Origin of the sequence: Bacteroides luhongzhouii (genome assembly GCF_009193295.2) — a bacterium.
GTDB lineage: Bacteria > Bacteroidota > Bacteroidia > Bacteroidales > Bacteroidaceae > Bacteroides > Bacteroides luhongzhouii.
In genome coordinates, this window is sequence record NZ_CP059973.1 from 1 (window position 1) to 14,035 (window position 14,035).

Here is a 14,035-nt window from a genome sequence, read left to right on the forward strand (position 1 = left end):
CGCAAGAGAGGGAAAACAGAGTGTATCCGACAACAAACGCATAAGTCATTGAAAGTAAACACATTATTGTTCGCATGAAAAAAACAAGAAAAAAAAGATTTGTTTTTTCCGAATAAGATTCCCAATTTTGCAAACGTAGAAGTTTTGCTTAATTAATAAATGTATTAAAAGTTACTATGATTGAATCAAATCATGTCGTACTTTGGAACCGCTGTCTCGACGTAATTAAAGACAATGTTCCCGAGACGACATATAATACTTGGTTTGCCCCTATTGTTCCATTGAAATATGAGGACAAAACGTTGATCTTACAGATCCCGAGCCAGTTTTTCTATGAAATCCTGGAAGAGAGGTTCGTAGATCTTATACGTAAGACATTATATAAGGTCATTGGCGAAGGCACCAAGTTGATGTACAATGTCATGGTGGACAAAACTTCGATTCCGAATCAAACCGTGAATCTCGAAGCAAGCAATCGTTCTACGGCTGTTACTCCCAAAAGCATAATCGGAGGAAACAAAGCTCCCAGCTTCCTACAGGCTCCTGCCGTTCAGGATTTGGACCCGCATTTGAATCCCAATTATAATTTTGAGAACTTCATTGAAGGATACAGCAATAAACTTTCAAGAAGTGTGGCGGAAGCCGTAGCGCAAAAACCGGGAGGGACTGCTTTCAACCCGTTATTCCTTTATGGAGCATCCGGAGTAGGAAAGACGCACCTGGCAAACGCAATAGGTACGAAAATCAAAGAGATTTATCCTGAAAAAAGAGTATTGTACGTTTCGGCACATTTGTTCCAAGTGCAATATACGGATTCAGTACGTAATAACACGACCAACGACTTTATCAACTTTTACCAGACGATCGATGTATTAATCATTGATGATATTCAGGAATTTGCCGGAGTCACCAAGACGCAAAACAACTTCTTCCATATCTTCAATCATTTACACCAGAATGGCAAACAGCTCATATTAACTTCAGACCGCGCTCCTGTATTGTTGCAAGGTATCGAAGAACGTCTCTTGACCCGTTTCAAATGGGGAATGGTAGCCGAGCTTGAGAAGCCGACGGTAGAACTTCGCAAAAACATTCTACGCAACAAGATACACCGCGACGGGTTACAATTCCCACCGGAAGTGATCGATTATATTGCCGAAAATGTGAATGAAAGTGTACGCGATCTGGAAGGTATCGTCATTGCCATCATGGCTCGTTCCACTATTTTCAATAAGGAAATAGATATGGATTTGGCACAACACATTGTGCACGGCGTGGTTCATAACGAAACAAAAGCTGTTACCATCGATGATATTCTCAAAGTGGTATGCAAACATTTCGATCTGGAACCGTCTGCCATACATACAAAATCCAGAAAAAGGGAAGTCGTTCAAGCACGACAGATCGCCATGTATCTGGCTAAAAACCACACAGACTTTTCAACTTCTAAGATAGGTAAGTTTATCGGTAACAAAGACCATGCAACGGTACTTCACGCCTGCAAAACCGTAAAAGGACAATTGGAAGTGGACAAAAGCTTTCATGCAGAAGTAAAGGAAATAGAATCGTTACTGAAGAAGAGAAACTAAATAAGTATTAAGTATTACCGTAGCTATGCGAAACCGCATAATAAAGCTTATCTGCATGGATAATACTTAACACTTATTTAACACTTATTTCAAGAATCCTTGCTGGCTAAGTACTTTCAACAGATTTTCGGACATAAATTCGTTATCTTTTTTTGTATAACGCACGTCCGTAAAGACCTGAGCCAATGTTTCTTTTTTATTTTCTTCGATAAACTGCTTGTTTTCCGGCAATGATTCTTTGTAGGCATAGAGTTTATCTATTTCTTCCGGTGTATAGTCGTGATATTTTTCATCGTGCACGACAGCTTCCAAAGGCAAACGATCTACTTGTGCGGGAATACCATCCGGATAGCCTACCGTTATTGTGGTGAGAGGGAATACCAGTTCGGGGAGCTGGAGGGTGTCGATAATCATTTGTGGATTATAAGTGGTAGTTCCCAAATAACAAATGCCGAGTCCTACTTCTTCCGCCAGCGTACAAAAAGTCTGCGCAACAAGCAAAGTATCCATAGACGCATTCATAAAAGACATTAAATTATCGTAGCCCGGCACAGCTTTCCGCTGTTCACACCATTTGCTGAATCGACGGAAATCAGCACAAAAAGTCAATACGACCGGTGCATTTTTTACCATCGGCTGATTGAAATGAGCAGGCGAAAGTTTCTCCTTCATTTCCGCATCACGGGTCACAATCACACTATAAAGTTGCATCCCACCCATCGTAGAAGCACGGAAAGAGGTTTCAAGCAAATCATTTAACAAACTCGGATTTATATCTTTAGGTAGATATTTCCGGATAGTTCTTCTGTTCTTTACGGTTTCAAACATATCTTTTTTTTGCAAAGATATAAAAAGAAAAAAATATTCCACCACACTAGTTGATTAGAATAGTTTTCTTTTTGGAGAACTTTAACCTTTGAACAAAATCCAAATTTAACTGTTTATCAAATACTTAGCATAAACAAATGGTAAACTTGCAACCTGTTAATAAATTATTTCATTTTTATTTTGATAGATGAAAAAACATTCTTAGCTTTGCGCCTACATTTGTTAACGATAAGTAAACTTCTACACATTACTTATTAAAAACGAGATTTAACACAAATTGAGTCGTGGAAAAACAGATTTATTCTTACGAGGAAGCCTATGAAGAATCTTTACGATATTTTCAAGGCGACGAGCTTGCTGCAAGGGTTTGGGTAAACAAATACGCAGTAAAGGATTCTTTCGGTAATATCTATGAAAAATCCCCGGAAGACATGCATTGGAGAATTGCAAATGAAGTGGCACGCGTAGAATCGAAGTATCCGAATGCGTTGACAGCAAAAGAACTGTATGATTTACTAGATCACTTCAAGTACATCGTCCCCCAAGGTAGCCCGATGACAGGAATCGGTAACGACTACCAAGTCGCTTCACTATCCAACTGCTTCGTTATCGGAGTGGACGGCGCAGCCGACTCTTATGGCGCTATCATCAAAATCGACGAAGAACAGGTACAACTAATGAAAAGACGCGGTGGAGTAGGCCATGACTTATCACACATCCGCCCAAAAGGTTCTCCCGTTAAAAACTCGGCGTTGACTTCAACCGGTCTTGTTCCATTCATGGAACGCTATTCGAATTCCACTCGTGAAGTAGCTCAGGACGGCCGTCGCGGTGCATTGATGTTGAGCGTGTCTATCAAGCATCCGGATTCGGAAGCATTCATTGATGCCAAGATGACCGAAGGTAAAGTGACCGGAGCAAACGTTTCTGTCAAGTTGGACGACGCTTTCATGCAGGCTGCCGTAGACGAAAAGCCGTATGTACAACAATACCCTATCGACTCTGCCAAACCTACATTCACCAAGGAAGTCGATGCTTCTACATTGTGGAAGAAAATCGTTCACAATGCATGGAAATCGGCAGAACCGGGTGTTTTGTTCTGGGATACGATTATCCGTGAATCTGTGCCTGATTGCTACGCAGACCTGGGTTACAGAACGGTATCTACCAACCCATGCGGAGAAATTCCTCTATGTCCTTACGATTCCTGCCGCTTATTGGCTATCAATCTATATTCTTATGTGGTAAATCCGTTCAAACCGGATGCTTATTTTGATTTCGACCTGTTCCAAAAACACGTGGCTCTCGCTCAACGGATCATGGACGATATTATCGACCTCGAACTAGAGAAGATCGAACGTATCATGACCAAGATTGACGAAGATCCGGAAAACGAAGAAGTAAAACATGCGGAACGTGCACTTTGGGAGAAAATCTACAAGAAAAGCGGACAAGGTCGTCGCACCGGCGTAGGTATCACCGCAGAAGGTGATATGCTTGCTGCTTTAGGATTACGTTACGGAACGGAAGAAGCAACGGAATTCTCTGAAAAAGTACACAAGACAGTAGCTCTCGGCGCCTATCGTTCTTCAGTGGAAATGGCCAAAGAACGCGGAGCCTTCGAAATATATAATAGCGAACGTGAACAGAACAATCCGTTCATCCAACGCCTGGCAGCAGCCGACCCGAAACTGTATGAGGATATGAAAAAATACGGTCGCCGTAACATTGCCTGTCTGACGATTGCTCCAACCGGAACGACTAGTTTAATGACGCAGACCACTTCGGGTATCGAGCCTGTATTCCTGCCTGTTTACAAACGCAGAAGAAAGGTGAACCCGAACGATACGAATGTACATGTAGACTTTGTAGACGAAACAGGGGACGCATTTGAAGAATACATCGTATTCCATCATAAATTTGTTACTTGGATGGAAGCTAACGGATATGATCCGGCCAGACGTTACACCCAAGAAGAGATTGACGAACTGGTTGCCAAATCTCCTTATTACAAAGCGACTTCTAATGATGTCGACTGGTTGATGAAAGTAAAGATGCAGGGAAGAATCCAGAAATGGGTAGACCATTCTATCAGCGTAACCATCAATCTGCCGAACGATGTGGACGAGGATTTAGTAAACCGTCTGTATGTAGAAGCATGGAAATCCGGTTGTAAAGGTTGTACCGTATATCGTGACGGTTCACGCTCCGGAGTGCTGATTTCTACGAAATCGGATAAAGACAAGAAAGAAGGGCTTCCTCCTTGCAAACCACCTACGGTTGTAGAGGTACGTCCGAAAATACTGGAAGCAGACGTTGTCCGTTTTCAGAACAACAAGGAAAAATGGGTAGCTTTTGTCGGATTATTAGACGGACACCCTTATGAAATATTCACAGGTTTGCAAGATGATGACGAAGGTATCTTGCTGCCTAAGAGCGTAACTTGCGGACGTATCATCAAAAATGTAGATGAAGACGGCACCAAACGTTACGACTTCCAATTCGAGAACAAACGCGGATATAAGACGACCATTGAAGGATTGTCAGAGAAGTTCAACAAGGAATACTGGAACTATGCAAAATTGATTTCCGGCGTGCTTCGTTACCGGATGCCGATTGAACAGGTTATCAAACTGGTTGGCTCTCTACAATTGAACAGTGAAAGTATCAACACTTGGAAAAACGGTGTAGAACGTGCATTGAAGAAGTATATTCAGGATGGAACAGAAGCCAAAGGCAAGAAGTGCCCGAACTGTGGCAACGAGACATTGGTTTATCAGGAAGGCTGTCTGATTTGTACTACTTGCGGCGCTTCCAGATGTGGATAATAGTCCTACGTATGTTAATTAATATATAAACAAAAGATTAAAAGGAGTCCGGTGCGGCTCCTTTTATTTTTTATTCAAAAAAATGTCTTATACTTGCAGTGTCTTACATATACAATCAAAATCTAATATATATGATTCTATCATTTAATATTGAATACCGCACCAATTGGGGAGAAGAAGTAAGGATTTCCGGCTTATTCCCGGAATCAATCCCTTTACACACCACCGATGGTATCTATTGGACGGCAGAACTTGAACTTGAAGTCCCCCAAGAAGGGATGACCATCAATTATAGCTATCAGATAGAACAAAACGGAATAATTATCCGCAAGGAATGGGACAGTTTTCCGAGATCTATTTTCTTATCAGGCAGTTCCAGGAAGATATACAGAATCAATGATTGCTGGAAAAATATTCCGGAACAACTGTATCTTTATAGTTCTGCTTTTACAGAAGCCTTACTGGCACATCCTGAAAAAGAGAATATCCCGCAAAGTTATAAGAAGGGATTGGTTATCAAGGCCTACGCCCCACGTATCAACAAAGATTATTGCCTGGCAATTTGTGGCAACCAGAAATCATTAGGTCACTGGGACCCAGAGAAAGCGGTGCTGATGAGTGATACCAATTTTCCGGAATGGCAGATAGAGCTGGATGCCAGCAAACTAAAATATCCGCTGGAATATAAATTCATCCTCTACAACAAACAGGAAAAGAAAGCGGATTGCTGGGAGAAAAACCCTAACCGCTATTTGGCAGCCCCGGAACTGAAGACCAACGAAACACTCGTGATTTCCGACCGATATGTTTATTTCGATGTTCCCGCATGGAAAGGGGCAGGAATCGCTATACCCGTATTTTCTTTAAAATCAGAGAAAAGCTTCGGAGTAGGTGATTTTGGTGACTTGAAACGTATGGTCGACTGGGCAGTAAGCACTCGCCAGAAAATTATTCAGATTTTACCGGTCAACGACACCACCATGACACATGCATGGACGGACTCTTATCCTTATAACAGTATTTCTATTTATGCTTTCCATCCGATGTATGCGGATATCAGGCAAATGGGAACTCTGAAAGATAAAGAAGCGGCATCAAAATTCAGCAAGAAGCAAAAAGAGCTGAACAGCCTCCCTGCTATTGACTACGAAGCGGTCAACCAAACTAAATGGGAGTTTTTCAACTTACTGTTCCGTCAGGAAGGAGAAAAGGTATTGGCTTCCAAAGGTTTCAAAGATTTCTTTGAAACGAACAAGGAATGGCTGCAACCTTATGCAGTCTTTAGTTATCTGCGCGATGCCTACAAAACGCCCAATTTCCGCAAATGGCCACGACACTCTGTTTACCAAGCGGAAGATATAGAAAAAATGTGCCAACCGGGAACGGCAGACTATCCTCACATCTCGTTGTACTATTATATCCAGTATCATCTGCACCTGCAATTGCTGTCTGCGACTGAATATGCCCGCCAACACGGGGTCGTGTTAAAGGGGGATATTCCGATTGGCATCAGCCGCAACAGCGTGGAAGCCTGGACAGAACCTCATTACTTCAACCTCGACGGACAAGCGGGTGCTCCGCCCGACGATTTCTCGATCAACGGGCAAAATTGGGGATTCCCCACGTACAACTGGGATGTCATGGAAAAAGACGGATACCGCTGGTGGATGAAGCGTTTTCAGAAAATGGCGGAATACTTCGATGCTTACCGGATCGATCATATCCTCGGTTTCTTCCGTATTTGGGAAATACCAATGCACGCTGTACACGGATTGTTAGGTCAGTTTGATCCTTCTTTGCCGATGAGCCGGGAAGAAATCGAAAGTTATGGTCTAACGTTCCGCGATGAATATCTGCTACCATTCATTCATGAGTCTTTCCTCGGACAGTTATTCGGACCGCATACCAATTTAGTCAAACAGGATTTCCTTGAACCGGTTGATGCCTCCGGACTTTATCGAATGAAACCGGGATTCGAAACACAACGGGAGGTAGAACAGTTCTTTGCCGGTAGAAATGATGAAGATAGTGTGTGGATTCGGGAAGGGCTTTATTCATTAATCAGTAACGTCTTATTTGTTGCGGATAAGAAAGAGGAAGGTAAATACCATCCGCGCATCGGTGTACAACGGGATTTCGTATTTCGGTCGCTGAACGAAGAAGAGAAATATGCGTTTAACAAACTATACGATCAATATTATTATCATCGGCACAATGAATTCTGGTATCAACAGGCCATGAAAAAGTTACCTCAACTGACACAATCAACCCGCATGTTAGTTTGTGGAGAAGATTTGGGGATGATTCCCGCTTGTGTGTCGTCAGTGATGAATGATCTCCGTATTCTTAGTCTGGAAATTCAGCGAATGCCTAAAAATCCGATGTATGAATTCGGGCATTTAAATGAGTATCCGTATCGGTCTGTCTGCACAATCTCCACTCACGATATGTCTACGTTGCGTGGCTGGTGGGAAGAAGATTATCAACAGACACAACGTTACTATAATGCAACGTTAGGACATTATGGAGTCGCACCGACAACTGCCACCCCGGAGTTGTGCGAGGAAATCGTACGCAATCATCTCAACAGTAATTCCATTCTCTGTATCTTGTCTTTCCAAGACTGGTTATCGATAGACGAGAAATGGAGAAACCCGAATGTGGCGGAAGAACGAATTAACGTTCCGTCCAATCCGCGAAACTACTGGAGATACCGGATGCATCTCACTCTGGAACAGTTGATGAAAGCAAAAACACTTAATGATAAGATTGGTGAACTGATTAAATACACAGGAAGAGATCCGAATAAATAGAATAAAAGATACAAGTAACTTTCAAAAAGGATATTTTCCGGACACTACCGACGCGGATAACACTAGATTAAAAACTCAAGAAATCTACGTGATCCGCGTCATTCGTTTTTCAAGGATATATTGCTAACAGAGATAAAATAAGGAGTTTCAAAACATAGTCAACTGTTTTTTCGCAATAATATCATTACTATATATCATACTTTTTCGCTTTTCGCATCATTCGTTTATTTTTTCAATGTTCCTCTTTTTATTCCGATTTATAAAGTATCTTTGCGCCGAAAAAGAGAAATTAAAAGAGATAATGGAAGGCAACCAAAGCAGACGTATTGATTTCGTGGACTTAACCAAAGGAGTCTGCATCATCCTTGTGGTAATAGCACACGTTGGAGGAGCCTTCGAACAACTGGATACGAATTCTATGTTATCCTGTTTCCGCATGCCTCTTTACTTCTTTATCTCAGGAGTGTTTTTCAAATCATATGAAGGCCTGTTCGGATTCATCCTGCGAAAAATAAACAAATTGATTATTCCTTTCCTTTTCTTCTATCTAAGTGCGTTTCTAATGAAATACATTGTTTGGAAGATTGCTCCGGGAGTGTTTCAACTGCCTGTGTCATGGAATGAGCTTCTGGTAGTGTTTCATGGACATGACCTTATCAAGTTCAATCCGCCAATCTGGTTTCTACTTGCATTATTCAATTGCAACATCCTGTTTTATCTAATTCACTTTCTACGCGAAAAGCATCTGCTTGTCATGTTCGCTGTGACAATCCTGATTGGTTGCGTAGGATTTTATCTCGGAAAGTTACAGATAGAGTTGCCTCTGTATATAGACGTTTCCATGACTGCACTACCCTTCTATGTGGCCGGTTTCTGGATCCGACGGTATAATTTCTTTCTATATCCCAGCCATCGTTTCGACAAACTGATACCGTTTTTTGTTGCATTGGCACTGGTGGTAATGTACTTCACCGCTACTACATTGGGTATGCGTACTAACAATTATGCGGGAAATATTTTTCAAGTATATATCGCAGCATTTGCAGGAATATTTATGATTATGTTACTTTGCAAAAAAGTGAAGAAAATAAAGGTTGTTTCTTACTTGGGACGATATTCAATCATCACCTTGAGTATGCATGGACCGATACTTCATTTTTTAGGTCCATTAGTCAGCCGTTATATTCACAATAGTTGGGCACAGGCAAGCACACTTCTGCTTATAACATTAAGCATCTGCCTTTTGCTCACCCCTATCTTTCTTAAAGTGATTCCACAAATGGTTGCACAGAAAGACCTGTTAAAAGTCAAATAAGATCATACTAAAAAGACAGTATATGAAGATAAACAGTAGCTATATTCTTTTGAAGGAAATTCGTTGTTACGCCTATCATGGAGTCGCACCGCAAGAAAATCTGATCGGGAATGAATATATCATTGACCTGAAACTGAAAGTAGATATCAGCAAAGCTGCCCGGACAGATGAGGTTACCGACACTGTTAACTATGCCGAAGTACATCAGGTGATAAAAAATGAAATGGCTATTCCGTCAAAGTTACTGGAGCATGTCAGCAGACGGATTATAGAAAAGCTCTTCGACCAATTCCCTTGCATTGAGAAAATAGAACTCCGGCTTTCCAAACGGAATCCGCCAATGGGAGCAGATATAGAGTCAGCAGGAATTGAACTGCAATGCAGCAGAGATGAATGATATATTGCTCTATTAATGAAATGACGTAAACTAGTGGAATACAGATTAAAATCACTTGCAAGAACTCCCCTTGCCATTATTTTGGATCAAGTGGGACTGGTGTTGGCATACACAATATACAAACGCAAACTTCCTAATTGAAGTAGAAAAGATAGTGACGCTATCCAGTAAGGATAGTGACGCTATCGTTGTCATATACCGTCACTATCCTTACTGGATAGCGTCACTATTTTATAAAGGGAATTCACCAACAACTTTTCTCAATTGATCCATTATTTCCAGTTGAGTATAAATAGGGTATAATGCCTTATAAACAACACAGATAATACAATTTTAATCTGTATTATCTGAGTTATCTTATTAAATAGTAGGTAATCCGCTTCTATTATTTACACTCCGAACCGACTTATTTTCTCTTCTTTTTTCTTCTATTTACCGATTCTACTGCTTCCGTCACCACAGGTTTATTCTGGAAACGTTTCGTATAGCCGGAATAGTCCGGATGAATACGTTCGTAATCAGGATCCATAAATAACGGACTGGAAATAATATGATCCGCCGTAGAACGGTTACAACAGAAAACTATATTTTCTACACCGGCCAAACGGGTTAATGCTTTCACATCCGTATCGTGCGGTTGCAGTGTCATGGGGTCCGTGAAGAAAAAGAGATAATCAATCTGCCCATCCACAATACGTGATCCCATCTGTTGGTCACCACCTAACGGACCTGATTTTAAAATCGTAAAATCCCACTCTTCATCAGGATGTTTCTCCTTCAATGCTTCCAATATCAAAGTACCCGTAGTACCTGTACAGTAGAATTTATTACCCATCAACAGTTCCGAGTTCCACAGTACCCATTCGATGAGGTCTTTTTTCATTGCATCATGCGCTACCAGCCCGATGCCTCTTCTAACCTTTGATTTCATTTGCTATCCTTTTAAATCCGACAATTGAGAGAATCGTTTGCATCCTCTCGCATAAAACTGCCACAAGATACTACTTTTTGTCCGTTCAGGTATCGGATTCAAAGTTTTTTTTCTCATATTCTCTTCACGGGATAAAGAAAACGACGGACATAATCGTTTATACTCTTTTCGCGCACATATCACAGCACGAGCATTATCCCAGTGTCCTTGCAACAAGAAATTAAACGCCGCCACATAATCGAGACAGGTCCGGATACGCATCACTTTATTTAACTCCTCCTGTGGAAGATTCTTATAGAGCATGACAAGATTATTACGGAAATTAAGAAAAGTCTTATGAGAATTCTCTTTTTTAAGAGTAGCTCCCCCCACATGATAGACAATACTTTGAGGTACACAGACAATCTCACGATTCCGCGAACGGAGTCGCCAGCACAAATCTATTTCTTCCATGTGAGCAAAGAAACGTCCATCCAATCCTCCGACATTCACATAATCAGCGCGCCGGATAAACAGCGCTGCCCCCGTTGCCCAGAAAACAGGAATCACCGTATCATATTGGCCTTCGTCTTTCTCCACAACTCCCATTATACGCCCCCTACAAAAAGGATAACCGTATTTATCAATAAAGCCACCAGCCGCCCCGGCATATTCGAAATATTCTTTTTGCCGCTGGCTTCGTATCTTCGGCTGACAAGCAGCCACTTCCGGATGCTTATCAAGATAAGCAATCATTGGTTCCAGCCAATGCTCCGTCACCTCGACATCCGAATTCAAAAGAACTACATATTCTGCGTCAACCTGCTGCAATGCCAAATTATATCCATCGGCAAAGCCATAATTTTGGTCAAGCACAATCGTTCTGACAGAAGGAAATTCCTGTTGAAGCAAGGTAACGGAAGCGTCTGTAGAACCATTGTCAGCCACGCAGACCTCGATCCCCTCCCCTTCCGAATACCGGACGACGGACGGAAGAAAAGTACGGAGCATATCACATCCGTTCCAATTTAAAATTACAACTGAAACTTTCATTGTTATTCCTTCTTCTTGTTCAATTCTTTCTCTTCTAATCGGTCAGCTTCCTCACGAGTCATTTTCCAGCGTTTATGAGACCACAACCAATATGCCGGTTCTTTACGAATCGTCTGTTCTAATCTATGAGCAAACATTTCCGTGATTTCTCCTTCTCTTGTTTCTTTTGGTGTTTCCGTCATTAACTTGAACTCCGCCTCACAATATCCTCTACGCTCTTTACTAAGCTCACAATAAAAAACAGGAAAATTCATCATTTTGGCAATACGTTCCGCACCATTCAGAAAACCGGTTTCCTGTCCTAAAAAGGTAGTCCAATATTTATCATATCCACTAGGCCACTGATCAGTAATCAAACCGACTACCATCTTTTTTCCATCATGTTTGAGCTTTATAATTTCACGTGCTGTAGAATGTTTCGGAATATTATACCCCCCAAAACGAGAACGAATACGTTTAAACAACTCATCCAGATATTTATCTCTCAACGGTTTATAAACCTGCACAGGAACATCCCCCGGTTTCATGATTGCTCCCATCCCTATCAGCCACTCGTAATTGGCATAATGAGGAATCATTACTATAATACCTCCATACTTTTCAGTCAGTTCAAGATATTGTTCCGTATTCCTATAAGTCATTCTCTCACAAAGTTCTTCGGCAGACATATGCAACAATTTCAAATCCTCAAGCATATAATCCGACAAATAGCGATAAAACTTGCGTTCTATCTGTAATCTCTCCGCATCAGTTTTTTCCGGAAATGATCTTAATAGATTTCCCCGAACTACTTTCCGACGATATTTTCCAACATGATACATCAACAGATAATTAAAATCCGAAAGCATATATAAAATCCGGAACGGAAGAGCCGAAAACAGCCACATTCCACTGTATACCAACCAATAGATAAGTTTTGATCTCATATTTATATCAAAATTGTACCTTTAAGTGCTGTCATCTCCTCATTAAAATCTCCCAAACATACATTAACCACCTGGTTATCCAGCGAGTCATCACTTTCCACCTCTACACGAATATAATTCTCCGTAAATCCATGCATCGGAGCACCAGCTTTCGATTTTTCCATCAGCACCGGCATTGTCTGCCCAATATGACGTGCATAAAAAGCCTGTGTCTTTTGATCCGACAGTGTCAACAGACGTTGACTACGCTGATGCTTCTCTTCCGGGGAAACTACATATTCTATTTTTAAGGCTTGCGTTCCAGGACGTTCGGAATAGCTAAACACATGCAACTGGGTCACATCCAGACCATCTATAAACTGATAAGCCTGTTCAAAATATTCGGGCGTTTCTCCACGGGTTCCCACAATCACGTCCACTCCGATAAAAGCATCCGGCATCACCTCTTTTATCTTCTTTACTTTCGAAGCAAAAAGAGCAGTGTCATAACGACGGCGCATTAACTGCAATACCTCATCGCAACCGGATTGCAAAGGGATATGAAAATGAGGCATAAAACTGCGGGAGTGAGACACAAATTCGATAATCTCATCAGTCAACAGATTGGGTTCTATGGAAGAGATACGATAACGTTCGATTCCCTCTACCTGATCCAATGCTTTTACCAGATCAAAGAAACTCTCTCCTGTTGTTTTACCAAAATCTCCGATATTCACTCCGGTCAGAACGATTTCTTTTCCACCTTCAGCAGCTGCCTGCCGGGCCTGCTCAACCATGGAAGCAATAGTTCCGTTACGACTTCGCCCGCGGGCAAAAGGAATCGTGCAATATGAACAGAAGTAATCACATCCATCCTGCACCTTCAAGAAGAAACGGGTACGATCTCCCCGTGAACACGAGGGAGAAAACGAACGGATATCTTTGGTTGTAGTAGTGATAGCCTCTCCTTTTTCATGCTTTTGGAGGTCACCCAGATATTGAAGTAACTCTCCCTTCTGTTCCGCTCCCAGCACTACATCTACTCCATCTATCTTTGCCACGTCACCGGGCTTCAATTGCGCATAACATCCGGTCACTACCACAAAAGCACCGGGATGCTGCTTTACCAGGCGATGAATGGCTTGCCGGCATTTCTTATCTGCCATCTCCGTCACCGAACAAGTATTTACCACACAGATATCTGCTTTCTCTCCTTTGCGCACAGTCCGGACTCCTGCCTCACGCAGGATTTTACCGATAGTTGAAGTCTCTGAAAAATTTAATTTGCAGCCTAAAGTATAATAAACGGCTGTCTTATTTTGAAATACAGTGGTATCTATCATAAGCTGTTATAAACACATTAACTTTGCAAAGTTACATATTATTATTAGTAAAAC

General features: G+C 41.6%; 10 protein-coding genes. 5 read left to right on the forward strand and 5 right to left on the reverse strand.

All coding sequences use genetic code 11. The annotated features are described in order from the left end of the window. The first annotated feature begins 176 nt into the window (after positions 1–176). Positions 177–1,589, forward strand: coding sequence for a chromosomal replication initiator protein DnaA (dnaA, locus tag GD631_RS00005; RefSeq protein WP_143257769.1), 1,413 nt, complete (start codon positions 177–179; stop codon positions 1,587–1,589). 84 nt (positions 1,590–1,673) lie between these two features. Here dnaA and GD631_RS00010 read toward each other — a convergent pair whose 3' ends face one another. Continuing rightward, the gene (locus tag GD631_RS00010) at positions 1,674–2,417 is read right to left on the reverse strand and encodes an NADPH-dependent oxidoreductase (protein WP_143257768.1); all 744 of its coding nucleotides are present in this window, start codon (positions 2,415–2,417) and stop codon (positions 1,674–1,676) included. Positions 2,418–2,701: 284 nt separating this feature from the next. Here GD631_RS00010 and GD631_RS00015 point away from each other — a divergent pair, with 284 nt between their 5' ends. The 4 genes from GD631_RS00015 to folB all read left to right on the forward strand — a co-directional run bounded on the left by GD631_RS00015 (position 2,702) and on the right by folB (position 9,770). Continuing rightward, the gene (locus tag GD631_RS00015) at positions 2,702–5,245 is read left to right on the forward strand and encodes an adenosylcobalamin-dependent ribonucleoside-diphosphate reductase (protein ID WP_143257767.1); all 2,544 of its coding nucleotides are present in this window, start codon (positions 2,702–2,704) and stop codon (positions 5,243–5,245) included. 131 nt (positions 5,246–5,376) lie between these two features. Further along, positions 5,377–8,058: a 4-alpha-glucanotransferase gene (locus GD631_RS00020; protein WP_143257766.1), complete on the forward strand. Its 2,682-nt coding sequence runs from the start codon at positions 5,377–5,379 to the stop codon at positions 8,056–8,058. Positions 8,059–8,359: 301 nt separating this feature from the next. Continuing rightward, complete coding sequence (locus tag GD631_RS00025) at positions 8,360–9,373, forward strand: acyltransferase family protein (RefSeq protein WP_143257765.1); 1,014 nt, start codon at positions 8,360–8,362, stop codon at positions 9,371–9,373. 22 nt (positions 9,374–9,395) lie between these two features. Then, positions 9,396–9,770: a dihydroneopterin aldolase gene (folB, locus tag GD631_RS00030; RefSeq protein ID WP_143257764.1), complete on the forward strand. Its 375-nt coding sequence runs from the start codon at positions 9,396–9,398 to the stop codon at positions 9,768–9,770. Between the two features lie 406 nt (positions 9,771–10,176). On the opposite strand, the gene GD631_RS00035 is transcribed toward folB, so the two are convergent. Genes GD631_RS00035 through mtaB form a run of 4 tightly spaced genes read right to left on the reverse strand, consistent with a single transcriptional unit; the run spans position 10,177 to position 13,981 of the window. Then, a complete protein-coding gene (locus GD631_RS00035; RefSeq protein ID WP_143257763.1) occupies positions 10,177–10,701 on the reverse strand; it encodes a methylglyoxal synthase in 525 nt (174 codons plus the stop codon). 3 nt (positions 10,702–10,704) lie between these two features. Beyond that, on the reverse strand, positions 10,705–11,733 hold the full coding sequence (locus GD631_RS00040; RefSeq protein ID WP_143257762.1) for a glycosyltransferase family 2 protein: 1,029 nt from the start codon (positions 11,731–11,733) through the stop codon (positions 10,705–10,707). Positions 11,734–11,735: 2 nt separating this feature from the next. Then, entirely contained in the window at positions 11,736–12,659 is a 924-nt protein-coding gene (locus tag GD631_RS00045) for a lysophospholipid acyltransferase family protein (RefSeq protein ID WP_143257761.1), read from the reverse strand. Positions 12,660–12,661: 2 nt separating this feature from the next. Further along, positions 12,662–13,981 carry a tRNA (N(6)-L-threonylcarbamoyladenosine(37)-C(2))-methylthiotransferase MtaB gene (gene mtaB / locus GD631_RS00050; RefSeq protein WP_143257760.1) on the reverse strand — a complete coding sequence of 440 codons (1,320 nt, stop codon included), beginning with the start codon at positions 13,979–13,981 and terminating at the stop codon, positions 12,662–12,664. Positions 13,982–14,035: the final 54 nt, after the last annotated feature.